This window comes from Sphaerospermopsis kisseleviana CS-549 (genome assembly GCF_028329225.1).
GTDB classification, from domain to species: domain Bacteria; phylum Cyanobacteriota; class Cyanobacteriia; order Cyanobacteriales; family Nostocaceae; genus Sphaerospermopsis; species Sphaerospermopsis kisseleviana.
In genome coordinates, this window is sequence record NZ_JAQMTI010000094.1 from 1 (window position 1) to 26,574 (window position 26,574).

The 26,574-nt window shown below is 38.5% G+C and carries 24 protein-coding genes and 1 pseudogene; 11 read left to right on the forward strand and 14 right to left on the reverse strand.

Annotation, left to right across the window (positions count from 1 at the left end; translation table 11 throughout):
• Positions 1-497 precede the first annotated feature (497 nt).
• A complete protein-coding gene (purT, locus tag PN497_RS06915) occupies positions 498-1,667 on the forward strand; it encodes a formate-dependent phosphoribosylglycinamide formyltransferase (protein WP_096571277.1) in 1,170 nt (389 codons plus the stop codon).
• Positions 1,668-1,787: 120 nt separating this feature from the next.
• On the forward strand, positions 1,788-2,594 hold the full coding sequence (locus PN497_RS06920) for a DUF4058 family protein (RefSeq protein WP_096571279.1): 807 nt from the start codon (positions 1,788-1,790) through the stop codon (positions 2,592-2,594).
• Between the two features lie 52 nt (positions 2,595-2,646).
• Here the strand turns inward: PN497_RS06920 and crtH are convergent, their stop codons facing one another.
• On the reverse strand, positions 2,647-4,134 hold the full coding sequence (gene crtH / locus PN497_RS06925; protein ID WP_096571281.1) for a carotenoid isomerase: 1,488 nt from the start codon (positions 4,132-4,134) through the stop codon (positions 2,647-2,649).
• A 361-nt stretch (positions 4,135-4,495) separates the two neighbouring features.
• On the opposite strand from crtH, the gene upp reads away from it, so the two are divergent.
• From upp to PN497_RS06940, 3 genes are all read left to right on the forward strand, one after another.
• Complete coding sequence (upp, locus tag PN497_RS06930; RefSeq protein WP_096571283.1) at positions 4,496-5,146, forward strand: uracil phosphoribosyltransferase; 651 nt, start codon at positions 4,496-4,498, stop codon at positions 5,144-5,146.
• Positions 5,147-5,315: 169 nt separating this feature from the next.
• A complete protein-coding gene (locus tag PN497_RS06935; RefSeq protein ID WP_096572802.1) occupies positions 5,316-5,663 on the forward strand; it encodes a hypothetical protein in 348 nt (115 codons plus the stop codon).
• A gap of 137 nt (positions 5,664-5,800) precedes the next feature.
• The gene (locus tag PN497_RS06940) at positions 5,801-6,073 is read left to right on the forward strand and encodes a YggT family protein (RefSeq protein ID WP_096571285.1); all 273 of its coding nucleotides are present in this window, start codon (positions 5,801-5,803) and stop codon (positions 6,071-6,073) included.
• A gap of 269 nt (positions 6,074-6,342) precedes the next feature.
• On the opposite strand, the gene PN497_RS06945 is transcribed toward PN497_RS06940, so the two are convergent.
• Positions 6,343-6,798 (reverse strand): biotin carboxylase, encoded by a 456-nt coding sequence (locus tag PN497_RS06945; protein WP_096571287.1) that lies wholly within the window; start codon positions 6,796-6,798, stop codon positions 6,343-6,345.
• A 135-nt stretch (positions 6,799-6,933) separates the two neighbouring features.
• On the opposite strand from PN497_RS06945, the gene PN497_RS06950 reads away from it, so the two are divergent.
• Together PN497_RS06950 and PN497_RS06955 are read left to right on the forward strand one after the other, a co-directional pair.
• On the forward strand, positions 6,934-7,545 hold the full coding sequence (locus tag PN497_RS06950; protein ID WP_096571289.1) for a hypothetical protein: 612 nt from the start codon (positions 6,934-6,936) through the stop codon (positions 7,543-7,545).
• A 219-nt stretch (positions 7,546-7,764) separates the two neighbouring features.
• On the forward strand, positions 7,765-9,405 hold the full coding sequence (locus tag PN497_RS06955; protein ID WP_096571291.1) for a DNA methyltransferase: 1,641 nt from the start codon (positions 7,765-7,767) through the stop codon (positions 9,403-9,405).
• Positions 9,406-9,418: 13 nt separating this feature from the next.
• Here PN497_RS06955 and PN497_RS25895 read toward each other — a convergent pair whose 3' ends face one another.
• The 3 genes from PN497_RS25895 to PN497_RS06965 form a co-directional block, all read right to left on the reverse strand.
• The gene (locus tag PN497_RS25895; RefSeq protein WP_096571293.1) at positions 9,419-9,583 is read right to left on the reverse strand and encodes a DUF3368 domain-containing protein; all 165 of its coding nucleotides are present in this window, start codon (positions 9,581-9,583) and stop codon (positions 9,419-9,421) included.
• A 167-nt stretch (positions 9,584-9,750) separates the two neighbouring features.
• Entirely contained in the window at positions 9,751-9,996 is a 246-nt protein-coding gene (locus tag PN497_RS06960; RefSeq protein ID WP_096571295.1) for a UPF0175 family protein, read from the reverse strand.
• Positions 9,997-10,041: 45 nt separating this feature from the next.
• The gene (locus PN497_RS06965; RefSeq protein WP_096571297.1) at positions 10,042-10,818 is read right to left on the reverse strand and encodes an ABC transporter permease; all 777 of its coding nucleotides are present in this window, start codon (positions 10,816-10,818) and stop codon (positions 10,042-10,044) included.
• Between the two features lie 169 nt (positions 10,819-10,987).
• Between PN497_RS06965 and PN497_RS06970 the strand changes: the two genes are divergently transcribed.
• Entirely contained in the window at positions 10,988-12,136 is a 1,149-nt protein-coding gene (locus tag PN497_RS06970) for a DegT/DnrJ/EryC1/StrS family aminotransferase (protein ID WP_096571299.1), read from the forward strand.
• A gap of 723 nt (positions 12,137-12,859) precedes the next feature.
• Here PN497_RS06970 and PN497_RS06975 read toward each other — a convergent pair.
• The 9 genes and pseudogenes from PN497_RS06975 to PN497_RS07015 all read right to left on the reverse strand — a co-directional run bounded on the left by PN497_RS06975 (position 12,860) and on the right by PN497_RS07015 (position 20,692).
• A complete protein-coding gene (locus PN497_RS06975; protein ID WP_096571301.1) occupies positions 12,860-13,606 on the reverse strand; it encodes a DUF561 domain-containing protein in 747 nt (248 codons plus the stop codon).
• 287 nt (positions 13,607-13,893) lie between these two features.
• Positions 13,894-14,281, reverse strand: a pseudogene (locus PN497_RS06980) (DUF4140 domain-containing protein); the annotation flags it as partial.
• A gap of 200 nt (positions 14,282-14,481) precedes the next feature.
• Positions 14,482-15,423, reverse strand: a complete 942-nt coding sequence (locus tag PN497_RS06985; RefSeq protein ID WP_096571303.1) for a LysR family transcriptional regulator — start codon at positions 15,421-15,423, stop codon at positions 14,482-14,484.
• Positions 15,424-15,984: 561 nt separating this feature from the next.
• Positions 15,985-16,770, reverse strand: coding sequence for a carbon dioxide-concentrating mechanism protein CcmK (locus tag PN497_RS06990; protein ID WP_096571305.1), 786 nt, complete (start codon positions 16,768-16,770; stop codon positions 15,985-15,987).
• A 49-nt stretch (positions 16,771-16,819) separates the two neighbouring features.
• Positions 16,820-17,602 carry an LbetaH domain-containing protein gene (locus PN497_RS06995; RefSeq protein ID WP_096571307.1) on the reverse strand — a complete coding sequence of 261 codons (783 nt, stop codon included), beginning with the start codon at positions 17,600-17,602 and terminating at the stop codon, positions 16,820-16,822.
• 192 nt (positions 17,603-17,794) lie between these two features.
• Positions 17,795-19,450 carry a ribulose bisphosphate carboxylase small subunit gene (locus tag PN497_RS07000; protein ID WP_096571309.1) on the reverse strand — a complete coding sequence of 552 codons (1,656 nt, stop codon included), beginning with the start codon at positions 19,448-19,450 and terminating at the stop codon, positions 17,795-17,797.
• A gap of 180 nt (positions 19,451-19,630) precedes the next feature.
• A complete protein-coding gene (locus tag PN497_RS07005) occupies positions 19,631-19,933 on the reverse strand; it encodes a EutN/CcmL family microcompartment protein (protein WP_096571311.1) in 303 nt (100 codons plus the stop codon).
• Between the two features lie 6 nt (positions 19,934-19,939).
• A complete protein-coding gene (locus tag PN497_RS07010; RefSeq protein ID WP_096571313.1) occupies positions 19,940-20,284 on the reverse strand; it encodes a carbon dioxide-concentrating mechanism protein CcmK in 345 nt (114 codons plus the stop codon).
• Between the two features lie 99 nt (positions 20,285-20,383).
• A complete protein-coding gene (locus PN497_RS07015; RefSeq protein WP_006276527.1) occupies positions 20,384-20,692 on the reverse strand; it encodes a carbon dioxide-concentrating mechanism protein CcmK in 309 nt (102 codons plus the stop codon).
• An 871-nt stretch (positions 20,693-21,563) separates the two neighbouring features.
• Between PN497_RS07015 and PN497_RS07020 the strand changes: the two genes are divergently transcribed.
• The 3 genes from PN497_RS07020 (at position 21,564) to PN497_RS07030 (ending at position 26,395) form a co-directional block, all read left to right on the forward strand.
• Positions 21,564-23,420: an NAD(P)H-quinone oxidoreductase subunit F gene (locus PN497_RS07020; RefSeq protein ID WP_096571315.1), complete on the forward strand. Its 1,857-nt coding sequence runs from the start codon at positions 21,564-21,566 to the stop codon at positions 23,418-23,420.
• Positions 23,421-23,542: 122 nt separating this feature from the next.
• Positions 23,543-25,042: an NADH-quinone oxidoreductase subunit M gene (locus PN497_RS07025; protein ID WP_096572803.1), complete on the forward strand. Its 1,500-nt coding sequence runs from the start codon at positions 23,543-23,545 to the stop codon at positions 25,040-25,042.
• Positions 25,043-25,264: 222 nt separating this feature from the next.
• Positions 25,265-26,395 carry a CO2 hydration protein gene (locus tag PN497_RS07030; RefSeq protein WP_096571317.1) on the forward strand — a complete coding sequence of 377 codons (1,131 nt, stop codon included), beginning with the start codon at positions 25,265-25,267 and terminating at the stop codon, positions 26,393-26,395.
• The last annotated feature ends 179 nt before the right edge of the window (positions 26,396-26,574 follow it).

Here is a 26,574-nt window from a genome sequence, read left to right on the forward strand (position 1 = left end):
ATTGGGGTTAATGGTGGTTGAATAGCGATCGACGAAGGGCTATAATTCATACGTTTAAATATTGAATAATATCAACATTTTTTGTAAAATTTATTGAAGTATTAACGTAGTATATTTTGAAGTGCGGAAAGTCGGATTTAATCATTATTTGTCTGAATCAGGATGTCCAGGATTTTAGGATTTTCAGGATGTTTTTTGATGATTGTTTGTGATGATTTTAGGATTTTAATTGTCTGAATCAGGATGTCCAGGATTTGAGGATTTTCAGGATGTTTTTTGATTATTTTTTGTGAGGATGTTGGGATTTACAGGATGTTTTTTGATGATTTTATTGAAATGATTACAAACCATCTAAAAATTACCATCCTGTACATCCTTTAATCCTGGTTATCCTGATTCAGACAATTGAAAAATTCAAATCCCCTCGCAAAATTCGGTCATCTAAATAGTTTATTATCTTAAAAGATCAACATATTAAAAACCGACCAAGGTAAACCATGAAAAAATCACTGCAACTACCCCAAAAATTAATGTTACTCGGTTCAGGAGAACTAGGAAAAGAATTTGTCATTGCTGCACAACGCTTAGGTAATTATGTGATCGCAGTTGATCGTTATGCAAACGCTCCCGCAATGCAGGTTGCTGACTGTTCAGAAGTAATTTCTATGCTCAGTGCAGAAGATTTAGAAGCGGTAGTTACTAAACACAAACCTGATTTTATTATCCCAGAAATTGAAGCAATTAGAACAGAAAAATTACAGGAATTTGAACAAAGAGGAATTACAGTTATTCCCACCGCAGCAGCAACCAATTACACGATGAATCGTGATAGAATCCGAGAATTAGCACACAAAGAATTAGGAATCAGAACCGCTAAATATGGTTATGCAGTCAGCTTAGAAGAATTGATTGCTATTTCTGAAGAAATCGGTTTTCCTAATGTTGTGAAACCTGTAATGTCATCATCAGGAAAAGGTCAATCTGTAGTTAATGATAGAACAGAAGTAGAGAAAGCTTGGAAATATGCAATTGAAAATTCTAGAGGTGACAGTCAAAAAGTCATAGTAGAAGAATTTATCAATTTTGAAATTGAAATTACCTTACTTACCATTAAACAATGGGATGCAGAAACTATATTCTGTCCTCCCATTGGACACAGACAAGAAAGAGGAGATTATCAAGAATCTTGGCAACCTGCTTGTATTTCTGATGATAAAATTTTAGCATCTCAAGCAATAGCTAAAAAAGTAACTGATGCTTTAGGAGGTGCGGGAATTTTCGGAGTTGAATTTTTCATTACCAAAGATGAAGTCATCTTTTCTGAACTTTCACCCCGTCCCCATGATACCGGAATGGTAACGTTAATTTCCCAGAATTTGAATGAATTTGAATTACATTTACGGGCAATTTTAGGTTTACCTATTCCCCATATTGAACAACTAGGATATTCTGCAAGTGCGGTAATTTTAGCCTCTGAAAAATCTGATTCTATTGCATTTACAGGTGTTGCAGAAGCATTAACAGAAAAGGATGTAGATATTAGATTATTTGGTAAACCAACCGCACATCCTTACAGAAGAATGGGAGTAGCATTAGCAAAAGGAAATGATGAAAAATCAGCGAGGGAAAAAGCGACAAAAGCAGCAAATAAGGTCAAATTAGTTTAAATGTAAAACTCCATTAGGGTGCGTTACGCTGTGCCTAACACACCCTACAATATATAATACTTACTTTCCTAGAAATGCTATAATAAAACAGGAACTCCAATAATTGTATAGGATAAATTTATGACTTCACCATTTCCAGGGATGAATCCCTATTTAGAAAATCCTGATTTATGGTCAGAAGTACATCATAGATTAATTACAGCCATAGCTGATAATATAGAATCCCATCTTAGCCAAAAATATCGCGTAGCTATAGAAAAACGCACCTATAGAACTGACAGTGAAGATTCTCTGTTAGTTGGTATTCCCAATGTAACGATTTTATCAGTAAAACAAAAAACTCAAAAATCAGATATTTATACAGCAACAGCAACTTTATCCACAGAAACAGCAAATAAATCCGTTGATGTCACCTTACCCTTACCTTTAGAAATCAAAGAAGGATATTTAGAAATTAGAGAAGTTTCTACAGGTAAAGTAGTAACTATAATTGAAGTGCTTTCTCCTACTAATAAAAGAACAAAAGAAGGTAGAAAATCCTATTTAGAAAAACGGGAGAAAATACTACAAAGTGATACTAATTTAGTAGAAATAGACTTAATTAGGGCTGGGGAAAAAATGCCTATGATTACCCATATTGCTGATACAGATTATCGAATTTTAATTGTTAGGTCTTATCGCTTACCATCGGCTCAACTATTTGCATTTAGTGTCAGAGAAACTATACCTAATTTTACTATTCCTCTACAAAAAGGGGAACAGGAAATAGAAGTAAACTTGCAGGATTTGTTATCAGTTATCTATAAAAAAGCTAGATTTGATTTAACCTTAGATTATAATATTCCTCCTGTACCAGATTTATCTGTGGAAGCTCAAGAATGGATGGATCAATTATTAAGAGAACAAGGAAGAAGAGGTGACAGCTAAAGTAGATAGATAAGGGTGTGTTAGCGATCGCCTAACTCACCACACTAATTATCTAAATTCCCAAATCTACTGCAATACGATGAGCGCAAGCAAACCCAGAAAACGCCACAGCATTTAAACCTTGACCCGGAAATGTGCTATCACCCACACAATAAAGATTAGGTATGGTGGTACGATTAAAAGGCATACCCAACAAACCCCATAACTTACGTCTGGGTATTGGTCCATAAGTTCCATCAACCCTACCTAAAAACCGCCGATGGGTTAGGGGTGTTCCCACTTGCATATAGTCCAAACCCGCATCTAAACCGGGAAAAATTCGTTCTAATCTGTTAATAATTTCCCCTGCTGCTTGTTCCTTCTTTTCTGCATATTCACTCCTAGAAAGTCCCCGCCAATTATCAATCCAATCCGGTGTAAAAGCATGAATAATGTGGTATTCTGGAGGAGCTAAACTCGGATCTAGCAATGTGGGAATAGATACAAACAGGGTCCCTGCTGCTGATTCCATTTTTTCCCAGTCTTCTAAAATAATGTGATGACATTCTGTTCCTGTAGGTAATACGGAAGCTTTTACACCTAAATGCAAACTTAAAAAACTTGGTGATTTCTGATATCTCTGCTGCCAATTTTTCTCATTAGGTGGTATTTGTGCTTTTGGTAGTAATTTTTCAAAAGTGTCCCAGCGCGTAGCATTAGATACAATTTTTTTACCATGATAAACTTCACCTGTTGCTAATTGTACACCAATAGCTTGACCCTGTTTAGTGAGAATTTTTGTCACTCTTGCTTGATATTCAATTTTACCACCACATTTTTCTAAACCTTCTGCTAATTTTTGGGCAATTTTTCCTACTCCACCTTTAGGATAATTAACTCCCCCATAATGACGATCAGAAAACACCATTCCAGCATTAATCATTGGTGTCATATTAGCAGGAACGACAGACCAACAATAACATTCAATATCTATGAATTTTAATAATAACGGATCTTTAATATATTTGCGGGCTATATCGCCAACATTTTGCGGTAAGTATTGGGCTAAACCTAAGCAAGCTAAGGGGTTTTGCCAGAATACTCGCATTACATAACCAATTTCTTCTAATGATAATAATTCTATGCTATTGAGGCAATTAAAAATTTTTTGACATTCGTTATAAAATCGGCGAATCCCTTTTTCTTCATGGGGAAAATAAGCAATTAAATTTTGTAAAAATTTCTCGTAATTTTGATCAACTTTAATATCTAAATTATCAGGTAAATGATAATGAATTTGGACAGGATCAGGGATGGTTTCTAAGTGAACATTGACTGCATCTAAAGCGCGGGTGAGTAGGTTGGTTGTTCCTTTTTTACCAAAACCAAATATCATGGATGCACCAACATCAAAAGTATATCCTTGGTGTTGAAAATAACCTGCACTACCACCAGGAATTAAATAACGTTCTAAAACCAAGACTTTCGCGCCTTTAGCTGCTAACTGGGTGGCGGTAACTAAACCCCCGATACCAGCACCAATAATAATAGCATCAAACATAATTGGTAATTGGTAATTGGTAATTGGTAATTGGTAAATACTAGAGTTTGCGTATTTGTTCTCATTTTTTATATTTTAGCCTTGAAAGCTGAAAAAAAAGAGGGACAAGCCGCTATTACTGGCCAATCCCGTCTGCCGATCCTTTAAAGAGAGGAGAACACTATAAACAATATAGCCTTGATTGAGAATATCTGTCAACTACTAATGAAAATTTATTGCAATAGTTGGAAAGCGATCGCACAAATGCCGGAAATACACAGATTGTCCACAGCCATAAATGAGCCTATCTAACCAATGCACAGGCGGGAAAGAGTATGATGGTGGATCAGTTCCTTGATAGTGAGAGGCTGCTTTTTGAACTATGACTCAACAATTGCTAGTTTATGTCCCACCCCATCCCCTGATCAAACACTGGCTGGCGGTAGCTCGTGATGCAGCTACACCTTCAGTATTATTTCGCTCTGCGATTACGGAGTTGGGACGATGGCTAAGTTATGAAGCCGCAAGAGAGTGGTTACCAACGCAAAACACGGTGGTTAATACTCCCTTAGCTCCTTGTGCAGCAACTTTCATTGATCCACAAGTACCAGTGGCAGTTGTACCGATTCTCCGGGCTGGGTTAGGCTTATTAGAGGGAGCGCAAACGGTATTACCTTTAGCAAAAGTTTACCATTTGGGTTTAGTGCGAAATGAGGAAACCTTAGAACCCTCTTGTTATTTGAACAAACTACCAGAGAAATTTGATCCAGAAACGAGGGTGTTAATTACCGATCCCATGTTAGCAACAGGAGGATCTATAATGACAGCAATGGCAGAATTGACACAAAGGGGTGTTGATCCGACGTTAACGCGAATTGTTTGCGTGGTAGCTGCACCACCAGCTTTGCAAAAATTGAGTGCTGCTTATCCTGGCTTAACAGTTTATAGTGCCATTATTGATGAAACGGTTAACGATCAGGGATTTATTGTACCGGGATTAGGAGATGCAGGCGATCGCATCTTTGGGACTTGACGAAGGCAGAAGGCAGAAGGCAGAAGGCCGTTTTTGTTATGGGTATTAATCGCCCACTGCAAAAACTTTGCACCTGAAAAAGCGGGGTTTTAGACCCGAATGTTTGGATAACTAATAAAATTACTGAAAATTGGCTTCTGATGGTTTCTTTGTTCAAGGCGGTGAAAATATGAGTCAAAAAGATGGTTTTGCCAGTGGTTTTTTACTTGGGACTATTGTTGGCGGTGTAGTTGGCGGCGTTTTAGGTGCTGTGCTGGCATCTCGACGGGATACAGTGGAAGAGGAAGAGAGAGAAATTAACAATGGTTCTGTGACAGCGGGTAAAGTTCCAGCTAGAAGAAAACGGCAGATGAGATCCGCTGCTGGTGAAGATTTAGAAATGGAAACAGCAAGGCGATCGCTAGAAGATAAAATCGCTCAACTCAATGCCACAATTGATGATGTGCGAAATCAGTTGAGCAATGTTAATGGTAGTTCATCTCAACCTGCTGAACGCTCTATGACCCAAGACTCTTAAACAGCAGTTACATCATAGCGAAAAACCTATTTTGGTAGATGTCGCTGCTATTTGCAGACGCTATGACATTAGCTAAATTAAAATCAAGACATAAGACAGCGTTTAACGTTTACCACAAACATCACCTATCTACATCTATGTATTTACTGATTAACACTCTCAATACTTTCATCACTATCTATAGCTCTTTGCTAATCATTCGGGTTTTATTAACCTGGTTTCCCCAAGTCAACTGGTATAACCAACCATTTGCAGCCTTGAGCCAGATTAGTGACCCCTATCTTAATCTATTTCGTTCAATTATCCCCCCATTGGGTGGTATGGATTTTTCGCCTATCCTAGCTTTCCTTGCACTCAATGTTGCTAGTAGTTTAATATCTGGTCTTGTTCCTTTAGTCCAGGGATTTTAAATCATTTCTGCTCATTTCGGTAATTACCCGGTCTGATATCAGCCGGGAATGTATTGTAAAAATATAGGATTTGCTGAAAAAGTCTTTTCGTGGAGGCAGGGAATAGGGAGGAAAATTTTAGATTTTAGATTTTAGATTTTAGATTGGAGTTAACAAAAACAATCCCTGCGGGTTCAGCAGTTGCTCATGGGGGAAACCCCCAAGACCGCACTGCTTCACCAAAATCCAAAATCCAAAATCCAAAATCAATAACTCCTGCCTCCTGACTTCTATCTTCGCACTTTACCGCTAAACCCAGATGCTTTAAATTGCTTTAGTTTCAAAGGAGTTGGTTGGTTTGCAGGTACAGAAATTCTTAACTCAAAATTACTAACACCAGGTGGTACTTCAGGAATAGAACCTAGACGGGTGCGGTTTTGTAATATTGGATTATTATTGGCATCATAGATGCGTCCGTATATATCTGCGTCATAGACTGTTTTATAAGTGCTGTTTTCTGCTTTACCAGTGACAATAAAGCAATTAGCAGACCCTGAACCATTACTAACAACAGCACCTTGTGCTAATTCTGGTGGACAATCTTGGTATGATAAGTCAGATAGTTTAATTTGTGTTAAAGCTTGAGCTGGTAAGGTAAAAACCCAAGAGCAGAAAACTAATAAACAAGAGATTAATATTAGCTTGAGTGATAGCTTGAGTGATAGGTTGAGTGAGTGCGATCGCATAAAACACAAAGTAAATTTACAAAAAGTATACAAAAGTTTTATTTGCCGATTACCGAAAATTCCCTGTTTTTTAATGAGAAAGTGGAATTTAATTTTGCAATAATTGTATCAATAGACCATTCTTTGCACCAGCTTATGAATCCAGATGAGATTGAAGCAGTCTTGCAAACAGCATTTAGTCGTTGTGATGCTGCTGACTGTCCTCTCACTGATATACAGAAACAAATATTGCTGCAAGTAGTCGAACAGATTCAGAGAAGCTTAACTTCTAAGGTATCAGATACTAACAACCCTTTGGATGAACTGACTCCAGAGGAATTAGAGGTGTTTTTGGAGTTTGTCAAAGCAGAGGAAGCACAAAACCGCACTTGGAAAGTACAATTACTTAATGATTGGCTTTTAGCACAAGATTCGGGAAAAGTGCAATTTATTCGCCAACGTTATGGTTTACAGTGGTTAAATCGGGTGCAAGCATATCATTTTGATAAGTATGCTTATTTGGAAGAAGCTTTAAAACTGAAAGTAGGCGATCGCATTGAAGTTTCTAATGCACTGTGGGAATGGATACCAGAAGATGATATATCTCAGAAGGAATGGATTCCCTGTATGGTAATTAATATTGATGAAATTGTTAATAGTAATGACAGTTTTAGTATTTGTCAAATTCGCTTTTTTAATGGTAGTGAATATGAAATACCCGGTGTTTATGAATGGAATCGGTATAATTGGCGTTGGCCTAAAAAGTAAATATCATTTAATATCATTTAATATCATTCATTTACCCAGATACCGGACTTCTTTAAGAAGTCCGGTATCTATCAATTTTAATTGGATTTTGACTTATTTATTAAAGTAATCAACCAGGAAAATATTAAAATTTTATACGATTTTATAGCATTGAATTAGACATATTGTAAAATATGATCTTGAAATAGCTAAAACATTTAAATTTTGAGATTATTAATTATGGTCAATCAGTTATTTTATGGTGATAATTTGCAGGTTTTGAGAAAACACATCAAAGATGAAACTGTGGATATTTGCTATATTGATCCGCCCTTTAATTCTCAACGCAATTATCACCAAATTTATAATAATATCGGTAAAGAAGATAAAGCAAAAACTCAAGCTTTTATTGATACATGGACATGGGATGATCACGCTAATCAAGGTTTAGCAGAAATTCAAGAAAACTATTTAGGACATTTTACTTCTCAAAGCATAGATTTAATTTCTGGGTTAACCAAAGTTCTGGGTAAAGGAAGTCTATTAGCTTATTTAGTGAACATGACTTTAAGAATAGCAGAAATCCACCGAGTTTTGAAACCCACAGGTAGTTTTTACTTGCATTGTGATCCCACAGCTTCCCATTATTTAAAAATTATTATAGATGCTATTTTTTGTTCTCAAGGTGGAGATTTCAAAAATGAAATTATCTGGAAACGTACATCAGGACATAGTGATTCTGGTAAATATGGTAATGTTCATGATGTGATTTTTTACTATTCCAAAAGTTGGAAAACTACCTGGAATCAGGTATATCAAAAATATGAACAAAGTTATATTGATAAATATTACAGATATCAAGATGATGATGGGAGAAAATGGATGTCAGGTGATTTGGGTGCTGCTGGTTTAGCTGGAGGCGGTTATCAATATGAATGGAATGGAGTGACAAAACTGTGGAGATGTCCAAAAGAAACAATGGAAAAACTTGATAAACAAGGGAGAATTTACTATACTAAAAATCGTGTTGCGAGAATTAAAAGATATTTAGATGAAAGTGAAGGTTTACCAATCCAAGATACTTGGAATGATGTAGAAGCTTTGCGATCTTGGCACAAAGAATTATTAGGATATCCCACACAAAAACCCGAAGCATTATTAGAAAGAATAATTCAAGCCAGTAGTAACGAAGGTGATATCATATTAGATGCTTATTGTGGTTGTGGAACAACAGTAGCAGTATCACAAAGATTAAATCGACAATGGATAGGAATTGATATTACTTATCAAAGTATTAGTTTAATTCTGAAAAGATTAGAAGACTCTTTTGGCAAACAAGTATTAGAAAATATTAATATTAGCGGTATTCCAAAAGATATGCAATCTGCGGAAGCATTAGCATTGAAAAAAGACGATCGCACTCGTAAAGAATTTGAGAAATGGACAATTTTAACCTATACTAATAATCGTGCTACCATTAATCAAAAGAAAGGAGCAGATAAAGGAATTGATGGAATAGCGTATTTTACAGGAGACAAAAACGAACCAGAAAAGATAATTTTACAAGTAAAATCTGGTAATGTCAAATCTGGAGATATTAGAGATTTACAGGGAACAATAACCCTAGAAAGTGCAGTATTAGGGATTTTTATTACCTTAAAACCACCGACAAAAGACATGATCCAAACTGCAAAAGAAGCAGGAATTTATCAAAGTCGGTATATGAGTCAACCTGTAGATAAAATTCAGATGATCACAGTACAAGAAATCATTGAACAACAAAAAAGATTAGATATGAGATTAAGTTTAGAAGTTTTGAAATCTGCGGAAAAACAAAAGGAAATTAAACAAACACAATTAGAACTTTTTCGGGATGAATAACTCTCAATCCTAATTATTCCCCAGCAGCTTGTATAATTGTTGAATACAATTCCTTACTGACTCGAAAGTCAGCTTTTTCAATCATTTTATCTAACAAAATTTTTACAGAAGGGATCAAAATTTGTCGTTTCGCTTGCAATAGGACTCCTAATAACCCAGTTAATAAGCTGTGTAACAGCTAAATTGTATAATCCTAATATTCTGAACTCTTGTTTAACAGGCAAGATGCCTGTTCCACTTATACAAATTAAATGCACAACAGCTTAGAAGTGTAAAGTTTTTGCAATAAATCTAGTTGACTAATTGCTGCTAAATTAGTAATGGGTGAAGTATAACTAACGATAATCATAATAACCCCATTGATTCTAGGGTTTTGATATCTGATTGAAAATCCTCTATATCATAATTAACACAAAGTCCTCTTACAGCAAGCTGATGTTGAAATTCTATCACTGTTAGTCCAGTCCAAGCACGAACTTTACCACCACTAATTTTTCCTTGTTGATAAAGCATGATAGCAATTTCTAATTTTAATTCTTCTTCTGTCATTTTGCTCGCTCGCAGAATATCATCAGGTATTAAGATACTCATAATCAAAAATGTGATATTTACTTTTAATTATAGCAAAACTTAATATCATCTTACCAACTGCATTGCATCATTAAAAAATTGCCGACATAAACCTTTAGTGACAAAAATAGTCGTCAACAAATTAACCACAGCTACCATAAAAATAATTAAAATTTCATAAGAAACCGCTGCCAATGCAGATACTCCAGCTAATAATTGTCCACTGGTAAAAGTGGGTATTGTCACCATGCCAATTAGCATCATTTGATTTAAAGTAGGAACAAATGCAGCTTTAATTGCATCTTGGCGATAGTGACTAACAGCTTGCTGGGGTGTTGCACCTAAACTGAGGTGTGTTTCTATTTCTGTAGGAAATTGATTAATACTGCTAACTAGCCTTTCTCCGGCTACTGCTGCGGCATTCATAGCGTTACCGATCAATATACCACCCAAAGGAATTAAATAACGGGGTTCATACCATTTGTCAGGTTGGATAATCAAAAAATTGGTATAAAGTAAGGTTAATGACGTACTAGCAAAAATCACTACCCAAACTAAAGGCAGTACCAAAGGAATTTTTTGACTGATGCGGTTTCGTGCGACAATTGCCGTAATTGTGAGAATGATAGTAAAAATTCCCACAACAGACCAAACATTATCGACAGCAAAAATGAAGTCTAAAACGTATCCTAATACTATAAGTTGGAGGATGGTTCTACCGGTGGCTAATGCTAGGTTTAACTCTAGTCCTAATTTTTCCCAGACAGATAAACCAATAGCGATCGCCATTAAACCCACAGCTAACACTAAATCTACAATATCCAGTTTAATCAAATCCGGCATGGTTTCTTTATTTCCTGAGATAGTTTACAAGCAGAAGGCAGAAGTACAACCTATTTTAGTCCTAGTTTTATGATCAATTAATGTCGTAAATTAATGTCATAACTACCCTGTATACTGCTATATCACCGTTAAAAGTGTATCTTTTGAATCTCCCGATAAAATAACAACTATGATCCAAAGTGTAAATTCCGTTCCTGCATTTGATATCAAACAGCAATATGCCACCATTGAAGCCGAAGTCAGTCATGCTGTTTTAGAAGTTCTCAGTTCTGGCCGTTATATTGGTGGTCCTGCGGTAGAAGGTTTTGAAGAACAGTTTGCAGCTTATCATAGTGTCACGGAATGTGTAGCTTGTAATTCCGGTACTGACGCTTTATATCTGGCTTTACGTGCTTTAGAAATTGGTGCAGGTGATGAAGTTATTACCACACCCTTTAGCTTTTTTGCTACCACCGAAGTCATAACTGCTGTCGGTGCAACACCTGTATTTGTAGATATTGATGCTACTACCTTTAATTTAGATGTCACCCAAATAGCCGCAGCAATTACACCCAAAACTAAAGCTATTATCCCCGTTCACCTGTTTGGTTTACCAGTGGATATGACAGCTTTAATGGCGATCGCCAACTCTCATAATTTAGCAGTAATTGAAGATTGCGCTCAAGCCACCGGTGCAAGTTGGGAAAATCAAAAAGTTGGTAGTATTGGTCATATTGGATGTTTCAGCTTTTACCCCACCAAAAACCTTGGTGGTTGCGGTGATGGGGGTGCAATTACAACTAACGATAGTGCGATCGCTGCTAAACTGCGAATATTACGAGAACATGGCAGCAAAGTTAGATACATTCACGAAGAAATCGGCGTTAACAGTCGCTTAGATGCCATTCAAGCAGTCATCCTGCAAATCAAACTTCGTTATTTAAACACCTGGAACAAACACAGGCAAAAAATAGCAACATATTATTATCAATACCTCAGTCAAATTCCTGGCATTACTCCCCCCCAAGAATTATTAGGAGGAGAAGCCGTTTGGAATCAATATACCATGCGCGTTTCCAGTGAAGAAAGAAATGGTGCAAGTTCCAAATATCGGGACTGGGTGCGGACTCAACTGCAAGAAAAAGAAGTAAGCACAATGCTCTATTATCCCCGCCCTTTACACTTGCAGCCGGTTTATGAAAGTTTAGGTTATCAACCAGGACAATTACCTGTGTCCGAAAAAACCTGTCATGAAGTCATATCTTTACCCATGTTCCCAGAACTCACACAGGAACAGCAAGATAAAGTCATTTATGCGTTGAAAGACTGTTTAAGTTAGAAGAGGTGACAGGTGACAGGTGACAGGTGACAGTTAAGAGGGAGGGGTGAGAAACTTCTCCCCAACTTCGATAGATAAAATCTTAATTTCTCTCTGCGCCTCTGCGTCTCTGCGTGAAATAAAAAAATGCGCCTTAACAATAAAAAAAGCGAATCAACATATTTTACCGCAACTCAGAAACTCATATTTTTATAACCCTAACTTATCTTAAAGTAGTAGCTGTTTACATATTCAAATCTTACAACCATTTTCCCTTAACATTTCTTAAAATTTTATTGAGAATTATTTTTATTTCCCAACGGTATTGCAATAGTTTCCGGCATTTGCTATAATTTTTTCAAATTTCATAATCAGGGTAAGTATGTCAAATTTTAAAAAAATCAAAAATTGCCATCTTTTAACCCTTGATATACAAAGGTTTGCAAAATCTATACTTAAATCATTCTAAAAAAACACTGAGAAAAAATAGATGTTGCTTGCACCAATTTTAGGGGTAAATTGATCTGAAAACCTGAATAGTACAAATCAACTCTTGACAAAAAATCATTTATAACCATATGCGTTCAGATGCGTTTTTTGTATTTAAGGTTTGAAAAAGTCTTGTTATGAGTTTTTACGAGTGCAGAGTGTCTAATTTTAGATTTTAGATTTTAGATTGGAGTTGACAAAAGTAAATAATCCAAAATCCAAAATCCAAAATCCAAAATAAATAACTCCTGCCTTTTATGCAAAAGTGCGAGTATTTGCAGTCGCCAAAGCTTCAACCAAACCACGCACAGCCGCGATCATGGCAATTTCGCTGTTAAGTTGGTTAATAGCAGAACCCACACCCACACCAGCAGCACCAGCAGCTACAGCCAAAGGTGCAGTCACATTAGAAATACCAGAAGCACACAAAACAGGTACAGAAACCGCACGAGAAATTTCATAAGCTGCGGCTAAAGTGGGAGCAGCTTTTTCAATCAAACCCAAAGTACCAGGGTGTGTAGGTTGACTGCTAGTACCGCCTTCAGTTTGGATAATATCAGCACCAGCTTTGACTAAATCTTCAGCTAATTGAACTTGCTGATCCAAAGTTAGGATGTGGGGAACAGTCACAGATAAAGTAATTTCTGGTAACAAAGCGCGGGTTTGCTGAGTTAACGCCAAAACTTCATCCGCTTCAAATCTGCGACCTTGAGCGTAAAAAGAATCAAAATTACCGATTTCAATTAAATCAGCACCAGCAGCAACAGCTTCTACAAACTTTTCTGGTGCAACTGCGGACACACAAACAGGTAATTTAGTCAAGCTTTTAGCTAAATGCACTAAAGCCGCATCAGCAGCGATATCAACAAAAGTTGCACCACCCAAATCAGCAGCTTTCACGGTAGCAGCAACACTTTCAGCGTTAAAATTATTTAAACCGCTAATTACTTTTAAAACACTGCGGTTAGCAAATGCACGTTGCAAATTAGGAAGCATAGTCATAATATCTGATTTTGAACCTATTGAGGTAAGAATTATACACTATTTGGGGTATTTGGGAATAGGGCTTTGGGAATAAGGAACAGGAAATAGGTAAAATTACCAGATATTTCTCAGAATTTAATCTACATATTTAATATTCAAACTTTCAACAAATTTACTTTCTTGAGATTTTAAATACTCATCTCTTTGAGAAACAAAATCATCTATTTTTCCCTGGTTATATAAAGTAACCATTTCTTCTGTTATAAAATGCTTTTCTAAAACATCAGGTTGAGAATTGTTAATAAAGTTTGAATTTTCTGTAATGCAGCGCGAAGAGGTTGTACTTGTTTTTCTAATTCTTGCTGTTGGATTTTACATTCTCCAGAGGCGATCGCATATTCGCTATACTGACTACCAATAAAATTCAAAAAATCCAAAGTTTCACTTAAACTGATGAATTTGCTTAGTCAACTGTGCTACCTTTTATCCTACAGGTTCAGTAGTATAAATGCGATCGCTGCTGACTCCCAGCAACCGCACCCCTACCGTACCAGCACCATTTACCCGCACAGACTCCGTTTCCAAAGTCACAGGCAAAGGTGTAATTAATAACTCTCGTTCTTCTCCTGTTAAGGATATTACACCTCTTCTTGTAACCAAAGCTTTGTCACCATAGACTGTGACAGATACAATCTAGCTTTGTATTGTTTTACGCCAAGATGATAATTCCGAGTTTACCATTGCCAGTTTTCCACCATGTTTAACAGTTACCAGTTATTACTGTCACCTTTTGCCTGTTCACTGGTTTAATAATTATGTTGGTTAATTGTCAATGGTTTCCTGTTGCACCGTCAAGCAGTAAGGAAGTTTTGAATGTAAATTTGATGCAAATTTTATGACGGAAGTTGCTCAACCTTAATACTGAGAGGAGCAATTTCCTGTTCCACAATTTTCCTTGCTGCTTCTAATAGATACTCGTAATAAGTACGAGCAACAATAGATAATTGTTTACCTGCTGGATAAGCTATATACCAAGTCCGCTTAATGGGAAAATGCTGGACATCCAAAATACTAAACTCATGGGCATCCGTCAACAAAGTGTGACGAGATAACACCGAAATTCCCAAACCTCCAACTATAGCCTGTTTTATAGCTTCATTACTCCCTAATTCCAATTTTACCTTGACCTTCACCCCATGTTCATCTAAGAGACTTTGCACAGCGCGGCGTGTACCCGAACCAGGTTCGCGCATAATAAACGGTTCTTCTCCCAGTCGTTCTAAAGGAATATTTTTTTCCTTTGCTAACGGATGCCCAGCGGGAGCAAAAACCACTAAAGGATTTTCCAAAAAAGGTTGACAATTGATATCCAAATGATCTGGAACTTGACTCATAATATACAAGTCGTCCAAATTAGTAATCATCCGATCTAAAATACCTTCATGATTTGTCACCTGTAGCGAAATATCAATTCCCGGATAAAGTTGGCAAAACGGACCCAACAAACGGGGAATAATATATTTAGCCGTGGTAATTACCCCCAAACGCAATTGACCTTGTTTTAGCCCCTTTAAATTCGCAACAGTCATTTCAAACTGGGCGATAGTGTCAAAAATCTGGCGACAAGTGGCAAATAACTCATGTCCCGCTTCTGTTAAAAATAAGCGTTTTCCCACCTGTTCAAACAATGGCAACCCCACAGATTTTGTTAGTTGCTTGATTTGCATTGATACAGTCGGTTGGGTGAGAAATAACTCTTCAGCAGCACGGGTAAAGCTACCGTGTCTTGCAGCGGCCTCGAACACCTTCAACTGGTGCAGTGTCGCTTGGTTCAAGGTGATTCTCCTCTAATAGCAGTTAATAGATAACTTAATTTGCTAGTTGTGTTAGAAGTTCAGAAGTTCAGAAGTTCAGAACCAAGAATTAAGTTTTTCTCCTACACCCCTACACCCTGACTTTTTTGTAACTAGCAATTTGGGTTAGATATACTAGTCAGCAGTAAGATTGTGAAAACTCTTGTTTTACAAAGATTGTAGAATTTGAGATGATCCTCATTATCTGCCGACTACTATATATATTTAGTATTACTTAACACTGACATATTGTGTAGTGGCACACATATTAAAGTTATGAGTGTAAGTATAGGGAAAAATCTATCCTGGCTATCAGAAGTGTAGTATTGGACTTATGGAATTGAAAAGATATGATCAAAACAACACAAAACGTAAGATTCCTTCTAACCCAAGATGAATGCTGAATATCGAAAAATATAGCAGAAGGCAAGAGGCAAAAGGCAAACGTAAAACCCTTGTCAAAACTAGGTTTGAGTTTTCAATCATGTCTTAAAGTTCTTGTCCACAGCTACATATAATTGATTATTCACCATTCATCATTCATCACTCATCACTCCAAAGTTCTTCCTTAACCTTAACAGGCAATTTCGCTAAATCAGGTAATTCAACAGCTTCTGCATCAACAATTTTATCCTTGATATTCAAGGGTATATTCACTGGTTGACGTTCTTCCACCCAGCAACTAGCCACAGGCAAGGTTTGTTCCAACTCATCCAAAGGTCGCGGAATCACCATGACAGCGTTTAACTCACCAATCCTTTCTGCCTCATACATTCCCGCTTCTACAGCAACAGCCACATTAGCCACCGTACCCCGAATAATGGCAGTACATAAACCCGCACCAATTTTTTCATAGGAAGCTAAATGGACATCTGCTGATTTCAGCATAGCATCACAAGCCCCTACCATTGCCGGAAAACCACGAGTTTCCACCAAACCAATCGCTTGATTACTCAAACGGCTGTAACTGCCATCCTCCATTATTTGCGTGAGACGGTTAATAGGTAGAACTATATCCAAATTGGGATAAGGTCGAGGAATAACCAAACTAGACACCAATTGTCCAAACTGTTCTGCTGTTTGTACACCAGCTTCTACAGCTAGACGCACATCAGCAATATTACCGCGAACAATAGCCGTACAGTGACCACTACCAATTTTTTCATATCCGACTAAATGAACACCAGCCGACTTGAGCATCATATCAGCCGTGCCAACAATAGCCGGAAAACTGAGAGTGGATACCATACCCAAGGCTGCATCCTTGAGGGGATCGCGGCGACGTGGTGCATGGATGGTACTAAGAGAGCGTTGGTTGTATGTTTCCATCATAAATTCACCAGGATTCTCGCAAAGGCAGACAACTAACAAATAACACTTACTCTGAAGAATTTTCAGAGTTTTGGTTACTCAAGGGTTGCCGATTGGGAAACAATGTAGTCAATAGTCTATTAATGCTTCCTTGTCCATATATCTGTGTTCCAAAAATTTGAGAACTTTCAGTGTTAGCAGGACTGGGTTCGGGTGCTTGAGAGTTAGTTTCTTGTGAACCTGGAAGAGTAGTTTCTGTGGGGGTAGAGTCAGTAACCAGGGGGGTTGCTGCAACTGGAGGCGACTGGCTTTTAGGAGTGGGAGAAGGTGGAGGTACAGAAATAGATTCTTGTTTAAAATCTACAAAAGCCACAGCAGAGAATTGAGTAGAAGTAACTACTTTTTCTTGTGGGTTCTCTGGTTCTGTTTCTGGGGGATTTGTCACCGTGGTATTAGAAGAAGTTTCTACCGTTGGTTGATTTTGAGTTGCATCAATTTGGCGACTGCTATCTCCCAGAATTGAACCTGATGGTACTACTTGCTCCGGTGCGACGGAACAGTTAAACACTGTCGTAGCAGCACCAATACAAGCATTAGCCCCAATTTTGCCTTGGCCAACCATCAAAAAGCCGGCTCCCAGGTTTGCTCCTACTTCTATTTCTAGGATACCCTCATTGACTTGGAGAATTGACCCCATGCCAATACAAACCCCAGGACCAATAATAATTTTACTGTTGGCAGCTGCTTGGAGTATTACCCCTGGTGCTATTACGGCGGTTTCATGAATATTGACATCGCCACTCATAAAAAAATCAAAACTGTTGCCCAGGCGTAGCAGCGGCACAGACATGGAATTTATTACCTCGGAAGCCGGAAAAATTAATGTTGAATATTTTGAGATAGGTAGGTGGGGGAAGCAGGGGAAGCAGGGGAAGCAGGGGAAGAAAAATTAATTCTTTATTCTTAAATTCTCCTGACTCCTGACTCCTGACTCCTGACTCCTGACTCCTGACTCCTGCCTTCTGTCACCTATCACCTAAAATTATGGACGCTGAATAATTGCTTCTAACACGCGGCGTTTTGCTGCGGTGTCGATTCCAATTAAGCGCACGTATTCACCTGGATATTCAGAGAGGCAAGCTTCTACAGCAGCGATCGCATCTCTTTCTGTTCTCGCTTCAATTTGTCCGGCACTCGCCCAAGTACCTGTACGGAAACGGCGCTGGTCTACGTGTTCTACGCTAATTTTCAACCCACCTTGTAACAACTGTCTCAGTTGATCTACTACTTCTGCACTTAAACGGGTGCTAGTTACGGTTGCAGTTCCACCACCATAAGAAGCTGCTGCTGGTTTCGCTGTGCCAGAAGATACTACTTGTCCGTTAGGACGTTGGATAATGGTTTCTAGTACGCGACGTTTAGCTTTAGCATCAATGCCAATTAAACGTACATATTCCCCCTGATGGGAAACCATACAATCTTCTAACGCTGCTACTACCTCATTAGCAGAATTTGTTTCAATGGGTTGGCAGTTTTGCCATGTACCTGTACGGAAACGACGCTCATCCACGTGTTCTGTACCAATTTTGTAGCCATTAGCCAAAAGTTGGCGAATTTGGTTAATGGTTTCGGCACTGAGGCTACCACTGGCAACAGCACCGTTACCATGACCATTGCCGTTGTAGCTGCTGTAAGATGTAGCCGCCGGAGCTTTAAAGCTAGATGTACCGTTGCTAACTACACCATCAGGACGTTGAATGATGGTTTCTAATACCCGTTTTCTACCATTGTCAATGCCGAACAACCGCACATACTCGCCACTGTGGTCTACTAAACAAGATTCTAAGGCGGCGATCGCCTGCCCTAATGACCGGGTTTCAATAGCCTTACAGCTTTGCCAAGAACCTGTGCGGAAACGTCTTTGATCTACGTGTTCTGTGCCAATTTTATAACCTTGTTCCAGTAGATAGCGCACTTGCTCTATCGTTTCTGCACCCAATTTGCTTGCCACTTCACTACTCCTATCCAATTCTTCAACGGTAATGCTTGTATAAGATTTTGCCCCAGAAACATTCAGTTCATCCCGAATTGGGGTAATACACTTGAGATCCTCTGCACAGCGATAACCAGCCCGCAAAGCCTGATTTATCCCCACAACGTGGTGAGCAAATTGCTGATCCTGATCTTGTACATCTGGCAAACGATCCGCTTGTTGCTGGGTCGTAATAATAGAACCAGAAGCTACGTATTTCCCCGGAGGAATTTCTACATCTTGTATTAATGCGTGCATCATGACGATGCAACCTGCTCCGACTCTGGCGTTAAAGACAGTGGAGCGAAAACCTATAAAGCAACTGTCCCCAACATAAGCTGGTCCATGAATCAGCGCCATGTGGGTAATAGAAGCATTTTTACCAATCCATACCGAGTATTTCTCGCCATCATCACCAATTACTCGGCCTTGCTCCAACCCATGAATGACTACACCATCTTGAATATTAGTATTTTCACCAATATAAAAAGGTGTACCTTCATCTGCTCTAATCGAAGTTCCTGGAGCAATAATCACATTCTGACCCAGGTGTACATCCCCAATGAGATTACAAGAAGAATGTACAAATGCGGTTTGATGGATATCTGGTTCAGCTAAACTCCTAGACCACGGGGTTGGGGGTGCCGCCGTGCTGCGGACTGCCATTGTGAGATTCCTCCTCAAATATGCTTTTTGTCAGTTTTTAGTGGTCAGTAATCAGTAATCAGTGGTCAGTAATCAGTGGTCAGTAATCAGTGGTTGGTGGTTATTCTTGCCCCCTGCTCCCTGCTCCCTGCTCCCCTGCTATATACTTCTGTCACCTGTCACCTGTCACCTGTTCCCTGACTATCTATATTGATCTTTTTTGCTGTAAATGAAACGATCTTCAACGTGAATGGTATCTATTATCGCCACTACTGCTGCATCTAACGGACGTTGTTCGTTACCAAGAACTTGACGAGCGGCACTGCCTCTACTGACAAGTACCCACTCATCTACTCCTGCTCCCACACTATCGGCTGCTACCTCATATTCTGAGAGGAGATTTCCGTTTTCATCTACTAATTGCAACATTAATAGTTTGACACCCCGCAGACTCGGATCTTTTTGGGTGCTAACTACTGTGCCACGCACTTTAGCAATTTGCATTCTTAATTATTGTCTGCTTCTGAAAGGACGAATTCCGCTTACACCTTCCCGGAATTGTTCAACATCCTCGGTATATCTAATTGGCAGTACATATTCCAGGTTTTCGTGAGGACGAGCAATTATGTGTGTAGACAACACTTGTCCACCGTTAACTCGTTTCACGTTTTCTACTCCTGCTGCTACAGAAGCTTGGACTTCGGAAACGTCACCGCGCACAATCACTGTTACCCGACCGCTACCAATTTTTTCATAGCCTACTAAGGTAACACGAGCCGCTTTTACCATAGCATCAGCAGCTTCTACTACTGCTGGAAAGCCCAGGGTTTCCACCATTCCCACTGCAATTGACATTATTCTTTTATCCTTAAATCAAATTTTTCAACAAACAACAAACAGACAAATTTTCCACGTAAGCAAGCAAATCCTTTAACCACTTTATTTTAAAAGTGTTTAGGTTCGGAACTGTTCTACTGCTTCTGTGTACCGAATCGGTAATACATATTCTAGGTTTTCGTGGGGACGAGCAATGATATGAGTAGACAAAACTTCACCACCATTGACTCTTCTTGCGGCTTCAATTCCCGCTGCTACTGAAGCTTGTACTTCAGATACATCACCCCGCACAATTACGGTAACACGCGCACTACCGATTTTTTCATAGCCTACTAAGGTAACACGGGCTGCTTTTACCATCGCATCCGCAGCTTCTACTACTGCTGGAAACCCTTTTGTCTCAATCATTCCAACTGCAATTGGCATCGCAGAACTCCTAAAAATTTAATACAATCTGTACTATGGGTGTATTTTTTTGACGGGGATGCTCATTTTGAGCATTGAAGAAAAATACTTCTAAAATTAAGGATATGAAACCTTGGCATCCCTGGCAACATAAATTACTATAATAGTTTATGATAAAATACTTTTAAAAAACTTAACAAAACTTAATATACCCAAAAAATACATCAAAGTTCACGGTTTCCTAGAGTGTCCACTTATGCTTTATAATTTTTTTATTACTTTAAAAAATCACATTCATAGCCAGGGCTAATCTGAACTACTCAGGATTGAACAAAGGCTGTATATTTTACTGTCTCAGTCTTTCCTTGATTTTTGCTATTGGCACAGATATTGAATGAACAATATATAAGATTTTTAAATATAAAGTATAAAATTCTTTTTTCAAAGTAGGAAGACAAATGTTCCATCAGATGATTAAAGAAGATAATTAGTCAGCATTCAGCTATCAGTAATCAGTTTTAACCTAATTATAAGCAGAGAGGTTTTTGATGAAATTAAAAGTTTGCCCAATTCCACAATACAAATTTACCGACTGGCTTTTGTCCTTGTTTTTTTAACAAGATTGCTGAATACTGAAAATCAGTAAATGCTGCGAAATCTGTAAACTTTGTAAACTTTGTAAATTTTGTAAATTTTGTAAATTTTGTAAATTTATATCTAACTGCCCGTGAATAGCGCAGGTGAAAGTAAAAATAAAGTAAAAATACTGATTCAAGCGTTTTGAGAAATAGTTAAGAAAAACTTGATTTTTTCAAAATTAACATTTTTTAAGCAAATGATTGATTTAAGGCTGTTTAAGAAACCAAAGACTGAGTCGTCAAGGAAAAATTAAATGAATGAAGTTCTATTTTTCACCAGTTGGTTTGTACCTTTTTATAGCTTACTAGGGGCAATTTTAACACTGCCTTGGGGCATTGGGTTAATTCAACGTACAGGACCTAGACCTGCTGCTTACTTGAACTTGTTGACTACCTTACTAGGTTTTATCCATAGCCTGATTGTATTTCGAGACATCTGGAACAGAGACCAAGAAAATTTATTAATTACTTGGTTTCAAACTGCGGATTTTAAGCTAACCTTTGCTTTAGAACTGTCACCAGTAAGTATTGGGGCAATAGTTTTAATCACAGGATTAAGTTTATTAGCTCAAATTTATGCCCTGGGTTACATGGAAAAAGACTGGTCTTTAGCCAGATTTTTTGGGCTTTTGGGATTTTTTGAAGCCGCTTTGACTGGTTTAGCGATTAGTGATTCTTTGTTCCTCAGTTATGCCTTGCTGGAAGTTCTCACCCTTTCTACTTACTTGTTGGTGGGTTTTTGGTATGCTCAACCCTTGGTAGTCACAGCAGCGCGAGATGCGTTTTTAACCAAGCGTGTGGGAGATTTATTATTGCTGATGGCTGTTGTCACGCTTTCCACCCAAGCTGGTAGTTTGAACTTTTCTGACTTGTATGAGTGGGTACAAACCGCTAATTTAAGTCCATTAACATCAACATTACTGGGTATAGCCTTGATAGCTGGTCCTGCTGGTAAGTGCGCCCAATTTCCCCTACATTTGTGGTTAGATGAGGCAATGGAAGGACCAAACCCGGCTTCGGTAATGCGAAACTCTTTGGTAGTGGCTGGTGGTGCTTATGTTTTGTACAAGATTCAGCCCATATTAGTTCTATCCCCTGTGGCGCTCAATGCCTTGGTAATTATGGGTACGGTGACTGCGGTGGGTGCAACATTGGTGTCAATAGCCCAGATTGATATTAAACGGGCTTTATCTCATTCTACAAGTGCCTATATGGGATTGGTGTTTTTGGCAGTGGGTTTAGAACAAGGTGGTGTAGCTTTGATGTTGTTGCTAACTCATGCGATCGCCAAAGCCTTATTATTTATGAGTTCCGGTTCCATCATATATACCACCCAAAGTCAAGACTTAACAGAAATGGGTGGTTTGTGGTCAAGAATGCCAGCTACTACCACCGCCTTTGTAGTTGGTTCAGCAGGGATGGTGACATTATTACCCTTGGGTAGTTTTTGGGCAATGTTGGCTTGGGCTGATGGCTTAATCAAAGTTAACCCTTGGGTGATTGCAGTTTTAGTTTTGGTTAATGGCTTGACAGCTTTAAATTTAACCAGAGTTTTCCGGCTCATCTTTTGGGGAAAACCACAACAGAAAACACGCCGCGCCCCAGAAGTCGGTTGGCCAATGGCTTTGCCAATGGTGACTTTAACTATCATCACCCTGCTAATACCAATGATGCTTCAGCAATGGTACTTACTACCAAACTGGGAAAGTATTGATTGGTACATTGTATTAGCTTTGATGACTTCCACGGTCTTAGGGGTGGTGATTGGCTCAACGATTTACTTGCATAAAGGTTGGTCAAGATCCACAATTCTGGGCTGGAGATTTTTACAAGATTTACTAGGGTATGATTTTTACATTGACAGAGTTTATCGCTTCACCATAGTTAGTGCAGTAGCATTATTGTCCAAGATATCTGCATGGAGCGATCGCTATTTAGTGGATGGGTTGGTAAACTTAGTCGGCTTTGCCACTATTTTTGGCGGACAAAGCTTAAAATACAGCATTTCCGGTCAATCCCAAGGTTATATGTTAACTATCCTCGTTGTGATCAGCCTTCTTGGTTTCTTTATTAGCTGGTCCTTGGGTTTACTGGATAAATTGCCTTTTTAGGGGACTGGTGACTGGTGACTGGTGACTGGTGACTGGTGACTGGTGACTGGTGACTGGGTTATTTACCTCCCCTACTTCCTCCTAAACTCCTAAACTCCTAAACTCCTGAACTCCTCATTATGATGCTAAGTACATTGATATTGCTGCCGTTACTGGGTGCAGCTTTAATTGGTTTCTATCCCGCTACTCTGAGTGGGAAAATTGCCCGTAAAATAGCTTTGGCCTTGGCGGTAATTATTTTTCTGTGGACGGTTTTCCTGACAATTAAATTTAATCCTGGGGAAGTGGGAATACAGTTTGCTGAGTCGTTACCTTGGATAGATGCGTTAGGTTTAAACTATAATTTAGGTGTAGATGGTTTATCCTTGCCATTGCTGTTGTTAAATGGACTTTTAACAGGTATTGCCATCTATAGTAGTAATGAATCTCTTCAACGTCCTAAATTTTATTACTCCTTGGTGCTGCTGCTGAGTGCAGGGGTGACAGGAGCTTTTTTAGCACAGGATTTATTGTTATTTTTCCTGTTTTATGAATTGGAATTGATTCCCCTCTATCTTTTGATTGCTATTTGGGGTGGTGCAAAACGGGGGTATGCTGCTACTAAGTTTCTGATTTATACTGCGATTTCGGGAATCTTAATTTTAGCTAGTTTTTTGGGCATGGTTTGGTTGAGTCATTCTCCTAGTTTTGGACTAGCAACTTTAAATGCTCACACTCTACCTTTAGCCACTCAACTATTATTATTAGCAGGAATTTTAGTTGGGTTTGGCATTAAAATTCCTCTCGTTCCTTTTCATACTTGGTTGCCCGATGCCCACGTCGAAGCTTCTACACCAATTTCTGTTTTATTAGCTGGGGTATTGTTGAAATTAGGAACTTATGGTTTACTCAGATTTGGCATGAACTTGTTACCCCAAGCTTGGGAATATCTAGCACCAACGTTAGCAACTTATGCGGTGATTAGTGTATTGTTTGGTGCATCCTGTGCGATCGCGCAAACGGACATGAAAAAAATGGTAGCCTATAGTTCTATCGGACACATGGGCTATATTTTATTAGCAGCAGCAGCAGCAACACCCCTCAGCGTCTTGGGTGCTGTCATGCAAATGGTGAGTCACGGTTTAATTTCTGCGTTGATGTTTCTCTTGGTGGGGGTTGTGTATCAAAAAGCTGGTAGCCGTGATTTAGAAGTAATTCGGGGATTACTGAACCCAGAAAGAGGAATGCCAGTGATTGGTAGTTTGATTATTTTAGGAGTCATGGCCAGCGCAGGTATACCTGGAATGGTGGGTTTTATTTCCGAATTTATTGTATTTCGGGGTAGTTATGCAGTTTTTCCTGTACAAACCCTGTTATCAATGCTGGGAACTGGTTTAACGGCGGTTTATTTCTTAATTTTGGTAAATCGTGCCTTTTTTGGGCGGTTATCTGAGCAAGTGATGAATTTACCAAGAGTATATTGGAGCGATCGCATTCCTGCTTTAATCTTAGCTGTGTTAATTGTGGTTTTTGGCATCCAACCATCTTGGTTAGTACATTGGACCGAAGCGACAATTCAAGGAATGGTAAATACTCCCAGCTTAGTGGCCACTGCATCAGTAGATCAAGGGGAAAGAAATTAAAAGGTGTAAGGTCTGTAGTAGAGTTTTAGGTAAGAATTCAGGAGTCAGGATTCGTAGGGGCGAAGCTTATGGGCGATAATTTAACGGAAAAATCAGACATCTAGATATCCCATAAGCTTCGACCTGCCCCCATAAATAGGTTCCATAATTTCTTTTATGGAGATGTCTTTTTTATTTATCTTATTTAGACGTAGTTATTGTTGATGTTCTGGAGAAACACTAATGGTTAATACCAAAAACAAACCCGTTGATCATCCCTTGAATGAGTTTATTCAGCGTTTACAAACTGGACAAGCTTTACTGAAAGATAGCCCAGAAAATGTTTTAGAAGTAGTGGGTATTCTGAAAAGTTATGGTGTGGTTTTAGATGCTTATTCCCAAAATCTTATTTACATTGCTGAACATCAGTTTTTAGTGTTTTTCCCATTTTTTAAATATTTTAATGGTAAAGTTTCTTTATCTCAATTACTGCATCATTGGTGGCATGACAGAATTAATTTTGAGTATGCAGAATATTGCATGAAAACCATGATGTGGCATGGTGGTGGTGGCTTAGATAATTATTTAGATAGTAAAGAATTTGCAGAAAGAGCAGAAGCGGTAATAGCTGCTAAATTTAAGCATAATCCTTTAATGTTAGGAATTAACAACCTGTTCCCTGATTTTTTAATTGAACAGTTGCGAGTATCTGCCTATTATAGTGGTTTAGGTCAATTTTGGCGAGTCATGGCTGATATTTTTCTCAGCTTATCAGACCTTTATGATCAAGGTAAAATTAAATCAATTCCTGAAGTTGTCGAACATATTAAAGCAGGTTTGGTAAAAGATGCTTTAAGACCTATTACCTACGATGTGAAAATTGGCGGTAAGGTTTATGATATTATTCCTAAATCAGTTGGTTTAAAATTCTTGCCAGATACCGCAGTTCCTTATGTAGAAGCGGTATTTTTCCGGGGAACTCCCTTTTTAGGAACTGTTTCTTTAAACGCCCAAGCATATCAAGTTCCCCCAGATCAGGCAAAATTTCAATATGGTGCTTTATATGCAGATCCTTTACCTATTGGTGGTGCGGGTATTCCTCCCACATTGTTAATGCAAGATATGCGCCATTATTTACCAGATTATTTACATGAAATTTATAAGCGTAGTTTGCGGGGTGAAGATGATCTGCGTGTACAAATTTGTATGAGTTTCCAAAAATCAATGTTTTGTGTCACCAGTGCTGCTATTTTAGGATTGATGCCTTATCCTGTGGACACAGAAGATCAATCTGAGCAAACAGCGAATCGGGTATATTTAGAAAAGTGGATGGATAGATTTAAAACTTCTCGGTTATTAGAAGTAAATGAATAGTACATAGGTACGGTTTGCTGATAGCGTAGCGTGGCGTTAGCCATATAAATCAGAAAACTTTACAGCTAAAGGGTTTTAGCTATTTTGACTTGTACTGAGCGACTTGTACTGAGCGACTTGTACTGAGCGACTTGTACTGAGCGACTTGTACTGAGCGACTTGTACTGAGCGACTTGTAC

Bases quoted from the DNA above. Each gene is read 5' to 3' on its own strand.
- purT (WP_096571277.1), top strand. From the start codon at position 498: ATGAAAAAATCACTGCAACTACCCCAAAAATTAATGTTACTCGGTTCA.
- PN497_RS06920 (WP_096571279.1), top strand. From the start codon at position 1,788: ATGACTTCACCATTTCCAGGGATGAATCCCTATTTAGAAAATCCTGAT.
- crtH (WP_096571281.1), bottom strand. From the start codon at position 4,134: ATGTTTGATGCTATTATTATTGGTGCTGGTATCGGGGGTTTAGTTACC.
- upp (WP_096571283.1), top strand. From the start codon at position 4,496: ATGACTCAACAATTGCTAGTTTATGTCCCACCCCATCCCCTGATCAAA.
- PN497_RS06935 (WP_096572802.1), top strand. From the start codon at position 5,316: ATGAGTCAAAAAGATGGTTTTGCCAGTGGTTTTTTACTTGGGACTATT.
- PN497_RS06940 (WP_096571285.1), top strand. From the start codon at position 5,801: ATGTATTTACTGATTAACACTCTCAATACTTTCATCACTATCTATAGC.
- PN497_RS06945 (WP_096571287.1), bottom strand. From the start codon at position 6,798: ATGCGATCGCACTCACTCAACCTATCACTCAAGCTATCACTCAAGCTA.
- PN497_RS06950 (WP_096571289.1), top strand. From the start codon at position 6,934: ATGAATCCAGATGAGATTGAAGCAGTCTTGCAAACAGCATTTAGTCGT.
- PN497_RS06955 (WP_096571291.1), top strand. From the start codon at position 7,765: ATGGTCAATCAGTTATTTTATGGTGATAATTTGCAGGTTTTGAGAAAA.
- PN497_RS06960 (WP_096571295.1), bottom strand. From the start codon at position 9,996: ATGAGTATCTTAATACCTGATGATATTCTGCGAGCGAGCAAAATGACA.
- PN497_RS06965 (WP_096571297.1), bottom strand. From the start codon at position 10,818: ATGCCGGATTTGATTAAACTGGATATTGTAGATTTAGTGTTAGCTGTG.
- PN497_RS06970 (WP_096571299.1), top strand. From the start codon at position 10,988: ATGATCCAAAGTGTAAATTCCGTTCCTGCATTTGATATCAAACAGCAA.
- PN497_RS06975 (WP_096571301.1), bottom strand. From the start codon at position 13,606: ATGACTATGCTTCCTAATTTGCAACGTGCATTTGCTAACCGCAGTGTT.
- PN497_RS06990 (WP_096571305.1), bottom strand. From the start codon at position 16,770: ATGGAAACATACAACCAACGCTCTCTTAGTACCATCCATGCACCACGT.
- PN497_RS06995 (WP_096571307.1), bottom strand. From the start codon at position 17,602: ATGTCTGTGCCGCTGCTACGCCTGGGCAACAGTTTTGATTTTTTTATG.
- PN497_RS07000 (WP_096571309.1), bottom strand. From the start codon at position 19,450: ATGGCAGTCCGCAGCACGGCGGCACCCCCAACCCCGTGGTCTAGGAGT.
- PN497_RS07005 (WP_096571311.1), bottom strand. From the start codon at position 19,933: ATGCAAATTGCTAAAGTGCGTGGCACAGTAGTTAGCACCCAAAAAGAT.
- PN497_RS07010 (WP_096571313.1), bottom strand. From the start codon at position 20,284: ATGTCAATTGCAGTGGGAATGGTGGAAACCCTGGGCTTTCCAGCAGTA.
- PN497_RS07015 (WP_006276527.1), bottom strand. From the start codon at position 20,692: ATGCCAATTGCAGTTGGAATGATTGAGACAAAAGGGTTTCCAGCAGTA.
- PN497_RS07020 (WP_096571315.1), top strand. From the start codon at position 21,564: ATGAATGAAGTTCTATTTTTCACCAGTTGGTTTGTACCTTTTTATAGC.
- PN497_RS07025 (WP_096572803.1), top strand. From the start codon at position 23,543: ATGCTAAGTACATTGATATTGCTGCCGTTACTGGGTGCAGCTTTAATT.
- PN497_RS07030 (WP_096571317.1), top strand. From the start codon at position 25,265: ATGGTTAATACCAAAAACAAACCCGTTGATCATCCCTTGAATGAGTTT.